This is a genomic window from Pseudomonas sp. zfem001 (assembly GCF_032621725.1).
Taxonomy (GTDB): Bacteria; Pseudomonadota; Gammaproteobacteria; order Pseudomonadales; family Pseudomonadaceae; genus Aquipseudomonas; species Aquipseudomonas sediminis.
The window spans coordinates 425,179-443,797 of sequence record NZ_JAVYJI010000005.1 but is presented as its reverse complement, the minus strand read 5'-3'; the positions used below and the strand labels follow the sequence as shown (position 1 = coordinate 443,797).

Genomic DNA, 18,619 nt, shown 5'->3' with positions numbered 1-18,619 from the left:
CACAAAGCCGAAAATTTGCGAGAGCTACAAGCCTCTATCACGTATCCAAGGGATAGCGTCTAACCGCGAGATCCCAACCGAATTGCTTGACGACCATAGAGCGTTGGAACCACCTGATCCCATCCCGAACTCAGTAGTGAAACGACGCATCGCCGATGGTAGTGTGGTGCTTCACCATGTGAGAGTAGGTCATCGTCAAGCTCCTATACGAAACCCCAGATCGCACAGCGGTCTGGGGTTTCTTCTTTGCGCGGCGGAAAATTAGCCAGAGGTCGTTCCTGCAGGCGCGTAGGGTGCGCTGTGCGCACCGACCAACACGGGGGTTACCGTGGTGCGCACGGTATGTCGGTGTCAGGTGGCGCTCGGGTAGAATGCGGCGAATTCCGCTGGGGACTTTCATGTCTGACTCGCCCTCCGAATCTTCCTTATCTTCCTTGCCGATTGAGCAGTTAGTCGCCTGTCATGAGTGCGATCTATTGATGCGCAAGCCGATGCTGCAGGATGGTGAAAGTGCCGAGTGCCCGCGTTGTGGCTATGAACTGTTCAGCCACCGTCATCATGTGGTACGGCGCAGCCTGGCCTTGGTGCTCACAGCTCTGCTGCTCTATGTCCCGGCCAACTTTCTGCCGATCATGCAACTCAACCTGTTGGGGCAGACTTCGCAGGACACTGTATGGAGCGGTGTCATCGGGCTGTATGAAAGCGGTATGCATGGCATCGCCGTGGTGGTGTTTCTATGCAGCATGGCAGTGCCATTGCTCAAGCTGCTTTGTCAGTTGTTGGTGCTGCTCAGTATTCGCATCGACTTTGGCCGTAGCTACGGATTGTTGCTCTACCGGATCTACCATCACATGCGTGAGTGGGGAATGCTCGAGGTTTATCTGATGGGCATCCTGGTGGCGATGGTGAAACTCATGGATATGGCTGACCTGAGTCTTGGTCTTGGCCTGTTCTGTTTCATCGCGCTGTTGCTGGTGCAGGTCTGGCTGGAGGTCACCATGTCGCCGCATCAGATATGGGAAGCCTTGTCCGGGGAGGATATCCATGCGGGCGATTGAGGCTGGATTGCTGGTCTGTCACGAGTGTCATCAACTCAATCCAGCCGACGACTCGGCCAAGCACCAGTACTGCAGTCGCTGTGGTGGGCAGATTCATGCCCGTCGTCCCAACAGCCTGATCAGGACATGGGCCTTGCTGCTGACGTCGGCGATTCTCTACATCCCAGCCAACCTGCTGCCGATCATGACGGTCAACAGCCTCGGCAAAGGTGAGCCCTCAACCATTATGGGCGGCGTTCTTGAGTTGATTCACTTCGGCATGCTGCCGATTGCTGCCGTGGTGTTCATCGCCAGCATTCTGGTGCCAACCTTCAAGTTGGTGGGCATCGCGCTGTTGTTGTATTCGGTGCAGCGCCATCAGCCGATGTCTGCCAAGCAGCGGATCCTCATGTACCGCTTCATCGAGTGGATTGGCCGCTGGTCGATGCTCGATATATTCGTCATCGCCATTCTGGTGGCGATAGTGAATTTTGGCAGCCTGGCCAGTATCGAAGCTGGAGCTGGTGCCGCCGCCTTTGCCAGTGTGGTGATATTGACCATGCTGGCTGCACTGACTTTCGACCCCCGCCTTATCTGGGATAACACGGAAACCGATCATGACTGACCTTCCTCTGGCCAAGACACGCCCTGCTTCGAACTGGTCAGCCATCTGGGTTCTGCCACTTATTGCACTGCTGATTGGCGGCTGGTTGGCGTGGCGTGCATACAGCGACGCTGGCATTCAGGTCGAGCTGATATTCGCCAGCGGTGAGGGTATCCAGGCCGGCAAGACCGAACTGATGTACAAGGGCATGGCGGTGGGGAAGGTAACGGCCACCAGTCTTGATCAGAGCGGTGAGAATCGCGGCGTTGTCGCTCAGTTGGAGGTCAATAAGGAGCTTGAACAGTATCTGCGTGAGGGCACTCGCTTTTGGCTGGTCAAACCCAACGTCAGTCTGGCCGGTATCAGCGGTCTGGAGACACTGGTTTCCGGTAACTACATTACCTTCAGCCCCGCTACTGAGGGGGAACCGACCTATAGCTTTACCGCTTTGGCTCAGGAGCCACCCATGGGGGACGATGTCCCGGGGCTGCACATCACGCTCAAGGCTGAGCGGCTTGGTTCGCTTAATCGTGACAGTCCGGTTTTTTATCGGCAGATCCAGGTTGGTCGAGTGAAGAGCTACATCCTCAGTGACGATCAGAACACCGTTGAGGTGAAGGTCTTCATCGAGCCCGCTTATGCGCATCTGGTGCGCAAACATACGCGCTTCTGGAATGCCAGCGGGATCAGCGTCGATGCCGACCTCTCCGGGTTCAAACTGCGTAGCGAGTCATTGGCCAGCATCGTCGCTGGCGGTATCGCCTTTGCCACGCCCGAGCATCGCAAGGACAGCCCGCCCACCGATCCAGCGCTGCCGTTCCGTCTTTATGAGGACTACGACGAGGCTCAGGCAGGTATCAAGATCGTCGTGAAACTCAGCGATTTTGACGGGCTGCAGGAAGGCCGAACGCCTGTCATGTACAAGGGCATTCAGGTCGGTTCGCTGAAAGCTATGAAGGTTGACCGTGACCTCAATAGCGCCACGGCCGAGCTGACGATCAATCCACTGGCCGAAGAGTACTTGGTGGAGGGCTCGGATTTCTGGGTGGTCAAACCCTCCATTTCGCTGGCTGGTATCACCGGCCTGGAGGCGTTGGTCAAAGGTAACTACATCGCTGTGCGGCCGGGAGAAAAGGGCAATCCGCCGGCACGCAACTTTGTCGCGCGGAGCAAGGCGCCGCCTTTGGACCTGGGTGCGCCGGGACTGCATCTGGTGCTGTTCACCGATCAGCTCGGTTCTATCGACGTCGGTAGTCCGGTGCTCTACAAGCAGCTCAAGGTGGGCTCGGTGCAGAGTTATCAACTGGCGCGCGACAACAGCCAAGTTGTTCTGGGCGTGCATATCGAGCCGGACTACGTACACCTGGTCAATACTTCCACGCGTTTCTGGAACGCCAGCGGCATCACCCTCAAGGGTGGATTGTCCGGTGTCGAGGTCAAGAGCGAGTCGTTGCAGACCCTACTGGCAGGCGGTATCGCTTTCGAGACGCCTGACCTGCAGGCGGCGAGGTCGGATCGCCAAGTGCAGCGCTTCGCTTTACATGCTGATCGCGACAGTGCCTTGCAGTTGGGTCAGCAGATCACCATACGCGTGGCCGATGGCGATGGCCTGCAACCCGGCACACTGCTGCGCTACAAGGGGCTGGAGGTAGGCAAGGTCGAGAACCTTAGCCTGACCGATGACTTGCAGGCGGTGATTCTCAATGTGCGTATCACCCAGGCGGCGGAGCAGATCGCCCGTGAGGGGGCGCAGTTCTGGGTGGTGAAGCCGGAGCTGAGTCTGACTCGTACCGCTAACCTCGGTACGCTGGTCAGCGGTCAGTATCTGGAGGTGCAGTTGTCGGCGCAGAAAGGCGCCCGCCGTACCGAGTTCACCGCCCTGACCAGTCCGCCGAACCAGGCTGTGCGCGAGGAAGGCTTGCGCCTGGTGCTGAGCGCGCCACGGCGGGGGTCGATCAAGCCAGGGGTGATCGTCAGCTACCGCGAGGTGCCGGTCGGCAAGGTGGTGGATTTCGAGCTCGGACCGACCTCGGACCGTGTATTGATCCATGTGCTTATCGAACCACGCTATGCGCCGCTAGTGCGTTCGGGTAGCCGCTTCTGGAATGCCAGTGGTATCGGTGTCGATGCTGGCCTGTTCAAGGGGCTGAAGGTACGCACCGAGTCGCTGGAGGCCTTGATAGAGGGCGGTATTGCTTTCGCTACGCCGAACAATCCGGAGATGGGCGGTCCGGCATTGCCGGGGCAGACGTTTGCACTGTTCGACGAGCCTGTTGACGGGTGGCTGGATTGGGCGCCGAAGATCGTGTTGGAGCAGTGAGCAACATAGAAATGAAAGGGGCCGCATTAAGCGGCCCTTTTCATTTTTGCGGCCATGGAAGCTCGCGGCTGAAGCGGAATGCCGCCCAGCCGCTCCTACACGAGCGAGAGTCGTAGGAGCGGCTTCAGCCGCGATGCGGTCAGGCAGGCTCGGCAGTTTCCTCCTGCGCAGGCTCCTGGGCCTTGGCACTTTCGCGCGGCTTGATGAACTTCCAGTCCGCCTCATCGATATAGATGCCGTTGGGGCCGCTGCCGCCTTCCAGGTCGATGGCTACGTGCGCTGACACCTGCGGCTTCACCGATGCCAGGATCGGCACGAAGCCGAGCTGCAGGCTGGTTTCGATCAGGGCCTGCTGGTTGCGTTCGTCGATGTCCGCCGCCTCGTCGAGGTAGTAGGGCAGACGCACGCGTCCGGCCTGCTCGCGATCCATCAGGTGCAGCAGCAGGTACATGTTGGTCAGCGCCTTGATGGTCATGGTGGTGCCGTTGGAGGCGGCACCATCGATGTCCGTGTGGATGATCGGTTGGCCGTGCACCTTGGTGATTTCAAAGGCCAGCTCGAACAGATCCTTCAGGCCCAGCTGGTTGCCGTTGGCGGCGACCAGGCGCGACAGGTAGTCCTTGGCTTCCTCGTTCTTGGCGTCCTGATCGGCCGATTGCGACAGGTCGAATACCGACAGGGTTTCGCCTTCTTCGTACTGGCCGGCGCTGTGGATAATCTGATCGATATGGCGCAGGGCTTCCTTGTTCGGGGCCAGGACGATGCGGAAGCTTTGCAGGTTGGAGACCTGGCGCTTGTTGATCTCGCGGTTGAACAGCGCCAGTTGGTGTTCCAGGTTGTCGTAGTCGCTGCGGATATTGCGCAGGGTACGGGCGATATCGGTGACTGCCGCACGGCGCGCCTTGGCTAGGGTCAGGGCTTCGTCCTGGCGGTGGGCGTAGGCGTTGACCAGCAGTTGCAGGCGTCGCTCTACATCATCTTCGCTGTCGAACTTGGCCACGCCCTTGAGGCGTACCTGGGCATAGAGCGCTTCGATCTGACCGTCGATACGCTGCAGCGCCTGCCAGGTGTCCTGGTAGTCGTTGAGCAGCGGCAGCAGGTTGTCCAGCGAGTCGTCCACCGGCTCCATGAACGGAGTGCCGAAGGGCAGGTCGGCCGGCAGCAACTGGCGACGACGCAGGGCATCTTCCAGGGTGCGTTCCTTGGCTTCCAGATCGGCCAGTTGGCGGCCGACCAGTTGCAGCTTGGCGGAGAGTTGCTGCACGCGCTCGGCGAAGGCATCGCTGGCACGTTTGAGTTCGTCCTGGGCGCCTTCCAGCTCGGCCAGGCGTTCCAGCTTCTGCGGTTCCTCGGCGGCCAGGGTCTGGCTCTTGCGGAAGTCTTCCAGGGCTTTCTGCGCATCCAGCACGGCCTGGTACAGCGTCTCGGCCTGGGCCTTGCTGGCGGCGCGGTCGGCGGCGACCGACTGTTGGGTCTTGAGCTGCTTGAGCTCGCGTTCCAGGCGATCCTTCTGGTCGCGCAGGGCGGCGCGGTCGGCCAGGGCCTGCAGGGCGGGCGGCTCGATATGGCTGAGGTCGATGGACAGGCCCGGCACGGCGAAGGTGTCGCCCTTGAAGCGATCCAGCACCGCTTCGACCGCCTTGACCCAGTCGTCGCCGTCGGCCTGGATGCCTTTCTCGCCGAGCGGCAGGCTGAACAGCTGGCCGTTGAACAGGCGCATCAGGCGGTCGACGTCGGCCTGGCTGAACTCCTCACGCAGGCGCGAGTAGCTGTTGTTGTCGGCGTGGTCGAGCTGCTGCTTGACCGACTTGAGGCGTTTTTCCAGATCGCGCAGGCGCTCGTCGAGGTCTTCGCTGGAGAACTGCCGCGACTGCGCCAGGGCGCCGGCCAGTTCGTCGTGGGCGTCCTTGGCGGCGAGCAGTTGCTCTTCCAGCACCTTGGCATCGTCCACCAGGGCGAAGCGGTTCTTCAGCACCGACAGCTCGCCCAACCAGCGCTGGATTTCGCTGATTTCGCGCTCCAGGCGCATCAGCTCACTGGTGCCGCCGCGCTGTTCGTTCTGTAGGCCGTCCTGCTCGTTGCGGTAGTGCTCGGCCTGGATCACCAGCTCTTCCTTGCGCGCATCGGCGTAGTCGTGCCAGGTGCCGAGCAGGTTGTCGAGCAGCGGCGAAAGGCGATGCAGCTTGCCGCGCAGCAGTTCGCGCTGGGCCACGCCGGCCGCCAGTGCCTCGATCTGCGGGCCGGCAGTCACCAGGGCCTGGTAGTCCTGCTCCATGCGGCGTACGTCGCGGAAGGCTTCCTCGGTGGCGGCGATGTAGTCGACGCTGCCGGAGCGCAGGCTGTGCTCGAAGGCATCGAGGAACAGTTGCTTGAGTTTGGCCGCGGTGATCTCGCGCATGTGCAGCAGGTTGATGAACAGTGCGCGGAAGGTCTTCAGGCTCTGCTCGCTGGTTGAGCGCAGCGGGATCAGGGTCAAATCCAGAGGGATGCTGGTGTGACCGCCGACCAGCAGGCGACGCAGTTCGTCGGGCTTCAGTTCGTAGGCGGTGATGCCGGCCTGGCCAAGGTTCTTGAACAGTTCGCGCTGACGCAGGCAGGTGCCGTTGCTCTGGTAGTGCTCCAGATCCAGCTCGCCGGCGTAAGCGAAGAACTGGTGGCCGAAGCCGCCGCCCGGGCCGCGACCGGCTACGCCGATCACGTGCGAGCCGTGGGGCAGGGCGACTTCGACGAGGATGTAGCTGGTGTCTGATGCGAAGTAGAACTTGCGCGAGGCTTCCAGGCTGTACTTGCCGAAGCTCATGTCCGACATGCGCGCCAGGATGGGGAACTGCAGGGCATTGATCGAGGCGGATTTACCCAGGTTGTTGGCGCCGTACACCGACAGCGGGTTTTCCAGCGGGAACAGGCCGAGGCTGTAACCGGCGGTGTTCAGCAGGGCGAAGCGGCGGATGCCGTAGCGTTCCTGGCTCATGCGTCCATCTCCTGTGCGGCGCGTTCTTCGGCCATGGCGCGAGCCAGGGCGTCTTCCTCGGATTCTTCGACGTCCACGGCTTCGAGCGGATCGGCGTCGCCTTCATCGTCCAGCAGTACCGGCGCCGGCAGTGGCAGGTCGCTGCTGTGCAGGCTGGCGGCCAGGTCGCGGTCGTGTTGCACCGACAGGCAGACGTCGAGGAAGCGGTGCATCGGTGGCAGGAAACGGTACACGCCGTTGCTGTCCTCGGCGAAACCGAGCTGGATGAGGCGGCGGATGATCTTGTCTTCCAGCTCTTCGAAGGTGGTCACCTCGGCCTGCAGGAACAGGTCGCGGTACTTTTCCAGCAGCGCTGGCAGCTCGTCGCGGCCGATGCTGCCGCCGTCGAGCACGGAGAGCGGGTCGCGGCCCTGGTCGGCCAGGTGCTCCACGAGGATGAAGGTGAACAGCGCCAGGCGTTGAGCGGTCTTGTTCACCTGCGGTGCGACCTGCTCGGGCACGAAATAGTAGAAACCGCGCGGGTCGCACACCAGCTCGAAGCCGAGGGCGCGGAACAGTGCACGATACTGATCCTGCATGCTGGACAACTGGGCGTAGCACTCCGGCTCGCTGCGCGAGATGTGGTAGCCCTTGAACAGGTCGCGGAAGGCGGCCGCGAGCTGGGTCATTTCTTTCAAATCAATGTTCATGCGTCATGCTCACGGGCAGTCGTAGGGTGGACGACGCTTTATCCGTCCACCGCATGGCAATCAACAAGGTGGACAAGAAAAGCGCTGTCCACCCTACGTAAAAATCAGGCACTGGGGCGGCCCACCAACGCATAGGAGCTGATGCTGATTTCATGCTCGCGGGTCAGGTAGGTCTGGCGCTCCAGACGGTCGCGCTGGAAGCGGCCCTCGCGCGACAGACGCGAGAACCAGTAGAGCAGCTCGTCGGTGGCGCCTTCCGGTTCCTGCTCCAGCAGCCAGGTCATCAGATCCGGCAGCGGCAGGGCCTGTTCGCAGCGCTCGATCATTTCCCGCGCGGTCTTCGGTGCCTTGGGCGCGCCGCCCTTGCGGTTGCCACTGGCCTTGGGGAAATGCGCCGGCTTGGCTTCGAAGCGCGCCAGGGCGTAGACGTAGGCCTCGACCTGACTGGCCGAACCGAGGAAGTTGCTCTGCGGCCGGGTGAACAGCGGCATGGCCGCCTGTGGCACGGCGTCGATGCCCTTCTTGCGGATCACCGACAGTGCCAGGGCGGCACCGCGGGTCACTGCGTTGTGCCGGCGCGCTTCTTCGCGCAGTGGCAGGAGCAGTTCGCGGGCCTTGCGCAGGGTTAACTGGGCAGTGGTCTGCATTTCCAGGATGCGCGCGTGGGTACGCAGCAGCAGGTCGTCGTCGACCAGCTGGCCGAGGCGCTGTTGATCGCCGAGCAGGCGCAGCAGCACCTGTTCGACGCGGCGCACGCCCTGCTCGAAAGCGCCGTCGGCGGCGACCAGTTGAATCATCGGCTCGACGTATTCGTCCCAGGTGGCCAGCACCTCGGCGTAGCGTTGGCGCAGGGGAATCTGCCGGTCGCTGGTCTTGGCCCGGTCGGCCACGCTGACCAGCGCCTGTTCGTCGTTGGCCAACTTCTTCAGTACGTCGCGCACGCGCATATCGAGCAAGCGCAACTGACGCGCCAGGTCGTGGGCATCGCGCACCTCGAAGGCGTCCTGGATATAGCCGGCCAGGCGCTCCAGGTGGCGCAGGTAGGCTTCGATCTCCAGGCACAGGCCGAGGCGGTGCTCGCGGCGCAGGTAGGCGAGAAAATCATGGATCTGCGCGTTGAGCTCGAAACGGTTGGGGCTCTTCGCCACTGGCACGAGGATGTCCAGGCGAATCCAGGTGTCGAGCAAGGCAGTGGTGTCGCTGGGCGTGGCGTCGGGCAACTGTGTGGCGAGCTGGCCGCGCAGTTCGACCAGGCTCAGGGTGCCCGCGTCGAAACGTTCGCAGAGCGGTTCGAGCAACGTCCAGTGTTCGGCGAGGGCGCGCAAAACGCGCTTGGGATCGATCATCGAGGCGCCGGTTCCAGGCAAGTGAAAAAGGAGCGATTGTACTGCAAGGTGGATGCCGGGTTTGAGTCCGAATCGATCAGAGGCAGGTGTTGCGATGCAGGGCAAGGTGATCGCGCAGCGTCATCGGCCTGTAACCCCAGGTTCTTAGCCTGTCAGCTCGAACAGGCCCAATAATGGTCATGGCCTGTTGTACAAAAAATCCCCAATGCCCTTTCGATATTTGCCGGTTATCGGCACAATTCGCGTCCACTTTTTTCCGGGGGGCGCAACCCCCCTCCATTGGCCGACCTTGCTGGGGCGAAGAGATGATCCAGACGCCGTACTACCTCATCGACAAACAGAAGCTTCTGGTCAACCTGGAGAAGATCGCCTACGTGCGCGAGAACTCCGGTGCCAAGGCGCTGCTGGCGCTGAAATGCTTCGCCACCTGGTCGGTGTTCGACCTGATGCAGCAGTACATGGACGGCACCACGTCGTCGTCGCTGTATGAGCTGAAGCTGGGCCGGCAGAAATTCGCTGGCGAAACCCACGCCTACAGCGTGGCCTGGGCCGACGACGAGATCGAAGAGATGGTCGCCAACTGCGACAAGATCATCTTCAACTCCATCGGCCAGCTCGAACGCTTCGCCGAGCGTACCGAAGGCACCATCCGCGGCTTGCGCGTCAACCCGCAGGTGAGCAGCTCCGACTACCTGCTGGCCGACCCGGCCCGTCCATTCAGCCGCCTCGGCGAGTGGGACCCTGCGAAGATCGAGCAGGTCATGGGGCAGATTTCCGGCTTCATGTTCCACAACAACTGCGAGAACGGCAGCTTCGAGCTGTTCGACAAGATGCTCACCACCATCGAAGAGCGTTTCGGCCACCTGATCGCTCAGGTCGAGTGGGTCAGTCTCGGTGGCGGCATCCACTTCACCGGCGAGGGCTATCCGATCGATGCCTTCTGCGCGCGCCTTAAAGCCTTCTCCGAGAAGTACGGCGTGCAGGTGTATCTGGAGCCGGGCGAAGCGGCGATCACCCTCAGCGCCTCGCTGGAAGTCACCGTGCTCGACACCCTGTACAACGGCAAGCATCTGGCGGTGGTCGACAGCTCCATCGAAGCGCACATGCTCGATCTGCTGATCTATCGCCTCAACGCCAAGATGGCGCCGAACGATGGCGAACATACCTACATGGTCTGCGGCAAATCCTGTCTGGCCGGCGATATCTTCGGCGAGTACCAGTTCGACAAGCCGCTGCAGATTGGTGACCGCCTGTCGTTCATCGACGCGGCCGGCTACACGATGGTCAAGAAGAACTGGTTCAACGGTCTGAAGATGCCGTCCATCGTGGTGAAACAACTCGACGGTAGTGTCGAGGTGGCGCGTAAGTTCGAGTTCGACGACTACCTGTCCAGCCTGTCTTAACGCCGTGGTGGTGGGCTGAAGCGGAACGCCGCCTGGCCCACCCTACGGCTTACGCCTTGCATTACTGGTAGGGTGGGCTTCAGCCCACCTTCGTGACACACATCAAACGCTTTCAACAACGCAGTTCTCTGGAGGTGAAACAATTGAAGAAGAATGTCCTGATCATTGGTGCAGGAGGTGTTGCCAAGGTGGTGGCCCATAAGTGCGCGCAGCACAACGACGAACTCGGTCGTATTGCGATTGCGTCGCGCAACATCTCCAAATGCCAGGCCATCATCGACAGCGTACAGGCCAAGGGCGGCCTCAAGCAGCCCGGCGAGATCAAGGCCTATGCACTGAACGCCCTGGACGTGGAAGCGACCAAGGCACTGATCCGCGAAACCGAATCGCAGATCGTCATCAACGTCGGTTCGGCGTTTCTCAACATGTCCGTGCTGCGCGCCTGCATCGATACCGGCGTCGCCTATCTGGACACCGCCATCCACGAAGATCCGAGCAAGATCTGTGAAACCCCGCCGTGGTACGGCAACTACGAGTGGAAACACCTGGCCGAATGCCAGGACAAGGGCGTGACCGCCATCCTCGGTGTCGGCTTCGACCCGGGCGTAGTCAACTCCTACGCCGCTCTGGCGCAACAACAGTACTTCGACAAGATCGAGTCGATCGATATCCTCGACGTCAACGCCGGTTCGCACGGCAAGTACTTCGCCACCAATTTCGACCCGGAAATCAATTTCCGCGAATTCACCGGCACGGTCTACAGCTGGCAGAACAGCCAGTGGACACCCAACAGCATGTTCGAGGTCAAGCGCACCGACGACCTGCCCGTGGTGGGCGTACAGAACCTGTACCTGACCGGCCATGACGAGGTGCACTCGCTGTCCAAGCACCTCGACGTACCGAACGTGCGCTTCTGGATGAGCTTCGGCGATCACTACATCAACGTGTTCACCGTGCTGAAGAACCTCGGCCTGCTCTCTGAGCAACCGGTCAAGACCGCCGAGGGCCTCGAAGTGGTGCCGCTCAAGGTGGTCAAGGCCGTGCTGCCGGACCCCGCCTCGCTGGCGCCGGGCTACACCGGCAAGACCTGCATCGGCGACCTGGTCAAGGGCACCAAGGATGGCCAGCCGCGCGAGCTGTTCATCTACAACGTGGCTGATCACGAAGACGCCTTCGCCGAGACTGACAGCCAGGGCATTTCCTACACAGCTGGCGTACCGCCAGTCGCCGCAGCGCTGCTGGTCGCGCGTGGCGAATGGGATGCCAAGCGCATGGTCAATGTCGAAGAGTTGCCGGCCGAGCCGTTCCTCACGCTGCTGGACGTAATGGGCCTGCCGACGCGCATCAAGGATGAGCACGGCGACCGTCCGTGGAATCAGCCCGCCTGATTCGCCCTGCAGAATGAAAAAAGGATCGCCTCGGCGATCCTTTTTTCGTTTCGGAGCAGTCTCAGATTGTCACCACACCAAACAGCACGGCCGCTGCCAGCATCACCAGGCTGATACCCCAAGCCCACAGCACGGTATAGCGGATGTGCTTGTACAACTCGACGCCGGCCAGGCCGATGGCCAGGTAAACGCTCGGCACTACCGGGCTGATGCCGAAGCCGGTGTTCTCACCGATCAGCATGGCGCTGGCTACGGCTTGGGCGTCGACACCCGCAGCCACGGCGACATCGCGAATCACCGGCAGCAGGGCGAAGTAGTAGGCGTCCGGCGAGAACAGCATGCCCAGCGGCACGCCGAAGGCGCCGATGATCACGTGCAGCCAGTTGGCCGAGCCTTCGGGCAGCACGTTGATCATCCAGTGCGCCATGCCATCGGACATGCCTGCGCCGGATAGCACGCCGAGCAGGATGCCGGCCGCGAGCATTACCAAGGCCATCTGCATGGCATCGCTAGCGTGGCGCAATACAGCCTGGTTCTGCTCCGCCAGGCTCGGGTAGTTGAGCACCAGGGAGACGCCGAGGCCGACCATGAAGCAGGCGAACAGTGGGAAAGCGCCGGTGAACAGGCAGGCGAGGATGATCAGGGTCAGCGCCAGGTTGGCCCAGTAGCGCCAGCTAATTGGACTCAGCTGACGGCTGTCGTCGCCAGATTCATCCGCATGCGCGGTTTCGTGACCGGCAATCACGCCATGGCCCTGGAAGCTGCGCTGGGCACGCAGGCCGAGGAACACCGCCAGCGCCATGACCAGTGCCAGGCCTACCGCCTGCACGGGAATCAGCGATATCCACAACTGCGAGGCGTCGATGCCGGTCACCGCCGAGGCGCGCGCCGTGGTGCCGCCCCAGGGCACCATGTTCATCACCCCGGCGCTGAGCACCACCAGGCACAGGAGCATTTCGCGCTTCATGCCCAGGCGCAGGTAGAGCGGCAGCAGAGCCGGAATCACCAGCAGAAAGGTCGCGGCACCGATGCCGTCCAGGTGGGTCACCGCCGTTACCGCGACAGTGACTACCGCTACCGCCAGCGGCTTGCCGCCGGTACTGCGCAGCAGGAAATTGACCAGCGGCGCGAACAGGCCACGCTCGCGCATGACGCCGAAGTAGAGGATGGCGAAGATGAACAGCGTGGCTGTTGGAGCCACGGCTTTCAGCCCCTCGGTGATGAACTTGCCGATTTCGCTCAGGCCGAAACCGGCGAGGGCGCTGGCGATCACCGGCAGGGTGACGAAGGCGACCAGTGGGCTGATTCTGCGCAGCAGGATCAGGGTGACGATGAGAAACATCAGGCCGAAGCCCAGGGCGGTGATCATATCGATCTCTCCGGTGTTGTTATTGTTGGAGACAGAGTGAAATGGCGGCTCAGTCTGGAGGCGGCAGCCTCAGGCCGAGCAGGGCGTAGCTGAGGCTCTTGCCGTGCCGGTCCAGTCCGGGGCTGGCGTTGACGCCGCCTTCCAAGGCGTTTTCCACCACGAAGTTGAGGCCGCCCAGGTTCGGCAGCTCGTAGCGTTTCACCGTGCCAATGGCGCGGTGGTTCAGGCATTCGGTCACCCGTTCGCAGGTCAACTCACGAGCCAGCCAGGCATAGTGCTCGGCGGCGAAGGCGAACACCGCCACGCTCAGGGTGTTGCCCTTGTCGCCAGCGCGAGCGTGGGCGTAGTCGCACAGCAGTACATCGGTCATCAGAACCACTCCAGCTGTTGCCGCACCGCGGTGCGTTCGATGAGGAAACTGGCGGTGCCGAGGGATTCGCCGATATGCCGGCGTACACCGCCACCGCCGGCGGGGCCGTTGGTGTAGAGCGATTCGGCATCGAGCAGCAGGCGCTCCAGCAGGGCCTTGTCACGATTCAGAAAGCTGATGCGCAGGCGCACATCCTGGCAATCGGCCGCCTGTGCCAGGTGCCGCTGCAGCCACTGACCGCCAGCGTCGTTGAACAGGCTGGCAACGCCGATCACATCGATCCAAGGCGTGAGCTGCGGCGCCAGCTTGGCGCAGCGTTGCAGCAGGATGTCGCGCGCCAGCGCTGCCCGAGCCACGGCGCCGGGGCCTGCGTAGGAAATCTCCGCTTCGGCGAACCACTTGCCGCGCAGGCCGACCAGGGCCTTGAGGTGTGTCGGCTGCGGCTTGCCGCGTACGCCCTCGACCGCCACCTGATTGGTTGCGACCTGCCGAACATGAGCCTGGCTCAGGTCCATGACCACGTCCGGTGTCAGGTAGCTGGCTGGGTCGTGGACCTCGTAGAGCAGTTGTTCCTTGACCGTGCGTTCGGTGACGCAACCTCCGGTGCCGGCCGCTTTGCTGATGACGATCTGTCCCTCGGCCGATACGCTGGCGATGGGGCAGCCGACATTGGCCAGGTCCGGTACGTCCTTCAGGCCGGGGTGAGCGAAGTAGCCGCCGCTGACCTGGGTGCAGCATTCGAGCAGGTGGCCGACTGCCGTGGCCTGGGCGATGCGGTCCCAGTCATCGGCCTGCCAGCCGAATGCATGGCGCAGCGGTCCGACCGCCAAGCTGGGGTCGGCGACACGGCCGCAGAGAACGATGTCGGCGCCCTGATCCAGCGCCTGGACGATGCCATCGGCACCGCTGTAGACATTGACCGAGACCACCTCACCATCGAGTTGCGCGGGCAGCCACTGCTGCAGATCGATGTCGCTGTCGAGCAGGTCGTCACCCAGTACACAGGCGATGCGTGCCGAAGCGTGTCGCGTGCCCTGCAACTGCTGACGCAGACGTGTGGCGGCGGCGGTGGGGTTGGCAGCGCCACCGTTGGTGACGATGGCGATGCCAGTGTCCAGGCAGGTCTCCATCACCGGTTCGAGAAAGTCGAACAGACGCAGGGCGTAGCCGCTCTGGGCATCATTGAGGCGGCGTAGCTGGGCTTCGGCCAGGGTGCGCTCGGCCAGCAGTTCGAAGAACAGGAAGCGTCGGCCGTCGCGACCAGCGAGGTCGTTGGCCAGCGCCAGCGCGGCATCGGGGCGATCATTGGCGAAGCCCGCGCCGCACCCGATATGGACTGTTGTGGTCATTGTCGATCCATTTCACGGTCAGGTATGCAGCAAGGGTGATGCCTATGGATTTAGTTGTGAATTCGAAATGTGATATGAATTGATAAGATAATTTTATAAGTTGCCGAACCATGGACATCAGCTTTCGCCAGCTTCAGGCCTTCGTCCTGATTGCCGAACATCGCAGTTTCAGTCGCGCCGCCGAGCGGGTTCACCTGTCGCAACCGGCGCTCAGCTACAGCCTGCGCAAGCTTGAGGATGCCCTCGGCTTGTCGCTGCTGGCGCGTAACACGCGCAGCGTGGAACTGACCGCCGCCGGCCTGCGTTTTCTCGAACAGGCTCGCCGCCTGCTGCGTGATATGGACAACGCCGTGCACGACGCGCATGAGCAGTTGCATCTGGAGAGTGGCTCGCTGCGCATCGCCGTGTTGCCGTCGGTGGCCATCGAGCCCCTGCCACGGGTGTTGCAGGAATACCGGCGACGCTATCCCGGCATCGATATCAGCCTGCACGACGGCCGCGCCGGGGAAATCCGCCAGTGGGTGAGTGCGGCCGAGGTGGATTTCGCCATCACCTCGACGGCCGACGACCTCGGCGCGCTGGATTTCCAGCCGCTCTACGACGACAGCCTGGTGCTGCTGGTGCGCGGTCAAGAGCGCCTGCGCGGCAAGGCGTTACTCGCAGCGCTACGTGAGCAGGACTACATCGCCACCACCCGCGACACCAGCCTGCGTGGTATGGCCGATGAAACCCTGCTGCGTATGGGATTACTGCGTGATCCTGCCTGGGAAGTGGCTTACATGAGCAGCGCCGCCGCGTTGGCGCGTGCAGGATTGGGCTTCGCCCTGCTGCCGGCCAGCGTCGCCGATACCTTCAACAGCGACGGTAGCCTCGCTGTGCACGTGCTCAGTCAAGCGCCAGCGCGCAGCATCGGCCTGCTGCAGCGCAAACCTTGCTACCTGAGCCCGCCGGCGCAGGTCTTCATTGCCTTATTGCGGCAACAGGTGGGCGACGCTCAGGGACTATCCGCGTCCCTCGATTCACGCGACAATCGCTCCCCTATCGAATGACTGCACTGGATACTTCTGGTTTGAATGCCGAGCTGCGCCGTCGCGCCTACCTCGATGCCATGCAGGTAGCCACCTGGCTGCCGCGTACCGAGCTGCCCTTTGCCGCGCCATCGCGTGCCGAGTTGCTGGCGCCGCCGCCTGCCGAAGCGCCGCTGGCTGCGGTGGCCGAGCCGGTACGCGAGATGCCGGTCGAGCGGCCGAAGATCGAAATCCCGCGACCGGGCGCACAGCCCCGTCAGGCGGCTGTCGAGCCGGTGGCGGAGCCGGAGCCTGTCGAGGAAAAGCCGGCTCGTGTCAGTGCTCCGCCGCCGCGTTTTTCCCTGCAGTTGCTGCGAGCCGGCGATTGCGCCCTGTTGGTAGAACTGCCCACCGGCCAGCCATTCCAGAGCCGCGACCCGGCCTACATCCTGCTCAAGGATTTGCTACGGGCCGCCGGCCTGCCGGATAGTCCGCAACTGCTCGGCGAGCCGGTGCGCTGGCCACTGCTGGTGCGCGGCAATATGGATCAAGGCCCGCAAGCGGCGTTGGAATTTGTGCAGAGCTTCGTGGCTGCGCGTCTGGAAGAGCAGCCCAGTGCCTGCCTGTGGCTGGTCGGTCTGCCGGCCATTCGCTTTGCTGGTGAGGGTGACGAGCACAGCTACAACCGCGAGTTGCAGGTCGAGGGGTTGGGTACCTGCTGGGCCTTGCCGGGCCTGGAGATGTTGATGGAAGAGCCAACGCGCAAGCGTGAGCTGTGGCAGGCCATGCGGCGTGTTCGTCAGCGCTGGCTGACGCCAACCCATTCCTGATAACCCCTGCCTTTGCGCCCGAGTTTCTATTGATGAACGATGCGATTTCCTTCCGCCCGATGACCGAGGCGGATCTCGATGCCGTGCTGAAGATCGAATACGCCGCCTTCAGTCATCCGTGGACGCGCGGCATCTTCACCGACAGCCTCAAATCCTATAACTGCTGGCTGATGTTCGAGGGCAATCAGCAGGTAGGTCACGGCGTGATCAACCTGATCCTCGACGAAGCGCACCTGCTCAATATCACCGTCAAGCCGGAAAGCCAGGGCCGTGGGCTTGGCTTGCGTCTGCTTGAGCACCTGATGAAAGAAGCCTACGAGCTGGGCGGGCGCGAGTGCTTCCTCGAAGTGCGCGCCAGCAACCAGAGTGCCTATCGCCTGTACGAGCGCTTTGGCTTCAATGAAGTGGGACGCCGCCGCGATTACTACCCGGCTGTTGGCGGGCGTGAAGATGCACTAGTGATGGCCTGCACACTGGTTGATTGATCCTAGGGTGCGCCGTGCGCACCAGGAATCACCCCGGATGCCCATCCGCCCGCGCCCGACACAGTATCGGCGCGTAATGCCAGGCGAACAGGGCGAAGGCTGCGCCCCAGAAGAGCGCCGCGAGCCATAATCCACTGCTACCCGCTGAGACCCGAATCAGCGCGCCCAGGTTGAGCAGTCCGAAGGCCCAGGCCATCGCCTTGGGCGGCTGCAACGCGCGGCCGGTATGGCCGAGGCTGACACGCGCCATCATCGCCAGGATCAGCCCGCCCATCGCGCCCACCGCCAGCGCATGGCTGGCCAGGCTGGGTTGCGCCAGCCAGCCCAGGTGCCAGGCGGCCATGCCGAGGCTGGCGACCAGCAGCCAGGCGTAGCCCAGGTGCAGCGACCACAGCAGCGGCACGCCCCAGATGCCGCGCAGATGCCAGCGCCACAGGCGCAGGCCATGCAGCCCGCTCAGCAGGATGAAGGGCGCAGCCAGCCAAGGGGTTGCCTGCAGGTTATGCCCGCTGGCGAACAGTGCGGCGACCAGCACGCCGCAGGCCAGCAGTAGACGATCCTGCCAGGGATAGGCGGCAAAGGCCTCGACCCGACCCAGGCCGCGTTGGGTGAAGAAGGGAATCACGCGACCACCGATCAGGCTCAGCATGACTGCAATCAGCCACAGTGCGGCCAGTGCGCCACGGCGTTGCAGGCCATCGTCGCCCAGCACCAGGCCGGCGAGAGTGAAGGACTGGCACAGCGCGAGCAGGCTCAGCACCAGCAGGATTGGGTAGTTGTTGCGTTGCCGGGCGGCGATCAATTGGCGCGCCATCTGCGCAATAAACAGCCCGATAAAGGCCAACTGCAGCACGACCAGCAGAGCCAGCGGAACGGGGAAGAACCACACCAGACGCGCGGCCAACCACAGCCCGAACAGCGCGATCAGTGGGCGGCCGCTGAGACCCGGACTGCCTGTCCAGGTCTGCACGGCAGTGAGCAGGAAGCCGGCGATGATCGCCAGGCCGAAACCAAAGGGCATTTCGTGGCGATGCCAGGCCAGCATGCCACCGGGCACCGCAGGGTTCGTCAGCCCGTGCAGCGCCGCCGCCCAGAGGGCGACGGCGAGCAGGGCGAACAGGGCGCCGGCGGCAAAGAACGGGCGAAAGCCTAGGCGCCATACCGGCGGGATGCTCAGTGCCTGTTTGCGATCAAGCAATTGCATGAACACCGCCCCTTTCTTTCAGACGCTCCTGCGCGATCAGGCGCAGCACATAGCCGATCTTCAGCAGGCTCGGGCCGATCAGCGTCAGGCTGTGCGCCAGCACCAGTGTCGGCACGTTCAGGTAGCGTTCCAGGCCATAGGCCGCCAGCAGTCCCAGAAGCAGCAGAAAAAGACCACTCCAGAGCAGTTGGCTGGACAGGTGCAGAATGTGCGCGGGTGGAAGGTTCAGCGGGTACATGTGTCACCT

General features: G+C 62.7%; 16 protein-coding genes and 1 rRNA gene. 9 read left to right on the top strand and 8 right to left on the bottom strand.

Annotated features, from left to right (window positions below; genetic code table 11):
• The first annotated feature begins 85 nt into the window (after positions 1 to 85).
• The 4 genes from rrf to RTH74_RS18470 all read left to right on the top strand — a co-directional run bounded on the left by rrf (position 86) and on the right by RTH74_RS18470 (position 3,961).
• A 5S ribosomal RNA gene (gene rrf, locus RTH74_RS18485) occupies positions 86 to 201 on the top strand.
• A 197-nt stretch (positions 202 to 398) separates the two neighbouring features.
• Entirely contained in the window at positions 399 to 1,058 is a 660-nt protein-coding gene (locus RTH74_RS18480) for a paraquat-inducible protein A (protein WP_316915597.1), read from the top strand.
• Entirely contained in the window at positions 1,045 to 1,662 is a 618-nt protein-coding gene (locus tag RTH74_RS18475) for a paraquat-inducible protein A (RefSeq protein ID WP_125880923.1), read from the top strand. Before RTH74_RS18480 ends, RTH74_RS18475 begins: the two co-directional genes overlap by 14 nt.
• Positions 1,655 to 3,961, top strand: coding sequence for an MlaD family protein (locus tag RTH74_RS18470; RefSeq protein ID WP_316915596.1), 2,307 nt, complete (start codon positions 1,655 to 1,657; stop codon positions 3,959 to 3,961). Before RTH74_RS18475 ends, RTH74_RS18470 begins: the two co-directional genes overlap by 8 nt.
• A gap of 139 nt (positions 3,962 to 4,100) precedes the next feature.
• Here RTH74_RS18470 and mksF read toward each other — a convergent pair whose 3' ends face one another.
• From mksF to mksB, 3 genes are all read right to left on the bottom strand, one after another.
• Positions 4,101 to 6,932, bottom strand: a complete 2,832-nt coding sequence (mksF, locus tag RTH74_RS18465) for an Mks condensin complex protein MksF (protein ID WP_316915595.1) — start codon at positions 6,930 to 6,932, stop codon at positions 4,101 to 4,103.
• Complete coding sequence (mksE, locus tag RTH74_RS18460) at positions 6,929 to 7,621, bottom strand: Mks condensin complex protein MksE (protein WP_316915594.1); 693 nt, start codon at positions 7,619 to 7,621, stop codon at positions 6,929 to 6,931. Before mksE ends, mksF begins: the two co-directional genes overlap by 4 nt.
• A 104-nt stretch (positions 7,622 to 7,725) precedes the next feature.
• Positions 7,726 to 8,967 carry an Mks condensin complex protein MksB gene (gene mksB / locus RTH74_RS18455; RefSeq protein WP_316915593.1) on the bottom strand — a complete coding sequence of 414 codons (1,242 nt, stop codon included), beginning with the start codon at positions 8,965 to 8,967 and terminating at the stop codon, positions 7,726 to 7,728.
• Between the two features lie 305 nt (positions 8,968 to 9,272).
• On the opposite strand from mksB, the gene RTH74_RS18450 reads away from it, so the two are divergent.
• Together RTH74_RS18450 and RTH74_RS18445 are read left to right on the top strand one after the other, a co-directional pair.
• On the top strand, positions 9,273 to 10,370 hold the full coding sequence (locus RTH74_RS18450) for a carboxynorspermidine decarboxylase (RefSeq protein ID WP_036998618.1): 1,098 nt from the start codon (positions 9,273 to 9,275) through the stop codon (positions 10,368 to 10,370).
• Between the two features lie 143 nt (positions 10,371 to 10,513).
• Positions 10,514 to 11,758, top strand: a complete 1,245-nt coding sequence (locus tag RTH74_RS18445; RefSeq protein WP_125833718.1) for a saccharopine dehydrogenase family protein — start codon at positions 10,514 to 10,516, stop codon at positions 11,756 to 11,758.
• Positions 11,759 to 11,819: 61 nt separating this feature from the next.
• On the opposite strand, the gene RTH74_RS18440 is transcribed toward RTH74_RS18445, so the two are convergent.
• From RTH74_RS18440 to RTH74_RS18430, 3 genes are read right to left on the bottom strand one after another with little or no spacing between them, the layout of a single operon-like run.
• Positions 11,820 to 13,127 carry a citrate:proton symporter gene (locus RTH74_RS18440; protein ID WP_316915592.1) on the bottom strand — a complete coding sequence of 436 codons (1,308 nt, stop codon included), beginning with the start codon at positions 13,125 to 13,127 and terminating at the stop codon, positions 11,820 to 11,822.
• Positions 13,128 to 13,176: 49 nt separating this feature from the next.
• Positions 13,177 to 13,497 (bottom strand): hypothetical protein, encoded by a 321-nt coding sequence (locus RTH74_RS18435; protein ID WP_106734543.1) that lies wholly within the window; start codon positions 13,495 to 13,497, stop codon positions 13,177 to 13,179.
• The gene (locus RTH74_RS18430; RefSeq protein ID WP_316915591.1) at positions 13,497 to 14,846 is read right to left on the bottom strand and encodes an acyclic terpene utilization AtuA family protein; all 1,350 of its coding nucleotides are present in this window, start codon (positions 14,844 to 14,846) and stop codon (positions 13,497 to 13,499) included. Before RTH74_RS18430 ends, RTH74_RS18435 begins: the two co-directional genes overlap by 1 nt.
• 110 nt (positions 14,847 to 14,956) lie before the next feature.
• On the opposite strand from RTH74_RS18430, the gene RTH74_RS18425 reads away from it, so the two are divergent.
• From RTH74_RS18425 to rimI, 3 genes are read left to right on the top strand one after another with little or no spacing between them, the layout of a single operon-like run.
• Entirely contained in the window at positions 14,957 to 15,895 is a 939-nt protein-coding gene (locus RTH74_RS18425) for a LysR family transcriptional regulator (RefSeq protein ID WP_279921670.1), read from the top strand.
• 20 nt (positions 15,896 to 15,915) lie between these two features.
• Complete coding sequence (locus tag RTH74_RS18420) at positions 15,916 to 16,683, top strand: energy transducer TonB (protein WP_316915605.1); 768 nt, start codon at positions 15,916 to 15,918, stop codon at positions 16,681 to 16,683.
• 32 nt (positions 16,684 to 16,715) lie between these two features.
• Positions 16,716 to 17,168, top strand: a complete 453-nt coding sequence (rimI, locus tag RTH74_RS18415) for a ribosomal protein S18-alanine N-acetyltransferase (RefSeq protein ID WP_316915590.1) — start codon at positions 16,716 to 16,718, stop codon at positions 17,166 to 17,168.
• 28 nt (positions 17,169 to 17,196) lie between these two features.
• Here rimI and RTH74_RS18410 read toward each other — a convergent pair whose 3' ends face one another.
• Together RTH74_RS18410 and RTH74_RS18405 are read right to left on the bottom strand one after the other, a co-directional pair.
• Complete coding sequence (locus RTH74_RS18410; protein WP_316915589.1) at positions 17,197 to 18,372, bottom strand: NnrS family protein; 1,176 nt, start codon at positions 18,370 to 18,372, stop codon at positions 17,197 to 17,199.
• A complete protein-coding gene (locus RTH74_RS18405; RefSeq protein WP_316915588.1) occupies positions 18,359 to 18,610 on the bottom strand; it encodes a transmembrane sensor/regulator PpyR in 252 nt (83 codons plus the stop codon). The genes RTH74_RS18410 and RTH74_RS18405 overlap by 14 nt, the downstream gene beginning before the upstream one ends.
• Positions 18,611 to 18,619: the final 9 nt, after the last annotated feature.

Coding starts and splice junctions, on each gene's coding strand:
- RTH74_RS18480 (WP_316915597.1), top strand. CDS start 399: ATGTCTGACTCGCCCTCCGAATCTTCCTTATCTTCCTTGCCGATTGAG.
- RTH74_RS18475 (WP_125880923.1), top strand. CDS start 1,045: ATGCGGGCGATTGAGGCTGGATTGCTGGTCTGTCACGAGTGTCATCAA.
- RTH74_RS18470 (WP_316915596.1), top strand. CDS start 1,655: ATGACTGACCTTCCTCTGGCCAAGACACGCCCTGCTTCGAACTGGTCA.
- mksF (WP_316915595.1), bottom strand. CDS start 6,932: ATGAGCCAGGAACGCTACGGCATCCGCCGCTTCGCCCTGCTGAACACC.
- mksE (WP_316915594.1), bottom strand. CDS start 7,621: ATGAACATTGATTTGAAAGAAATGACCCAGCTCGCGGCCGCCTTCCGC.
- mksB (WP_316915593.1), bottom strand. CDS start 8,967: ATGATCGATCCCAAGCGCGTTTTGCGCGCCCTCGCCGAACACTGGACG.
- RTH74_RS18450 (WP_036998618.1), top strand. CDS start 9,273: ATGATCCAGACGCCGTACTACCTCATCGACAAACAGAAGCTTCTGGTC.
- RTH74_RS18440 (WP_316915592.1), bottom strand. CDS start 13,127: ATGATCACCGCCCTGGGCTTCGGCCTGATGTTTCTCATCGTCACCCTG.
- RTH74_RS18435 (WP_106734543.1), bottom strand. CDS start 13,497: ATGACCGATGTACTGCTGTGCGACTACGCCCACGCTCGCGCTGGCGAC.
- RTH74_RS18430 (WP_316915591.1), bottom strand. CDS start 14,846: ATGACCACAACAGTCCATATCGGGTGCGGCGCGGGCTTCGCCAATGAT.
- RTH74_RS18425 (WP_279921670.1), top strand. CDS start 14,957: ATGGACATCAGCTTTCGCCAGCTTCAGGCCTTCGTCCTGATTGCCGAA.
- rimI (WP_316915590.1), top strand. CDS start 16,716: ATGAACGATGCGATTTCCTTCCGCCCGATGACCGAGGCGGATCTCGAT.
- RTH74_RS18410 (WP_316915589.1), bottom strand. CDS start 18,372: ATGCAATTGCTTGATCGCAAACAGGCACTGAGCATCCCGCCGGTATGG.
- RTH74_RS18405 (WP_316915588.1), bottom strand. CDS start 18,610: ATGTACCCGCTGAACCTTCCACCCGCGCACATTCTGCACCTGTCCAGC.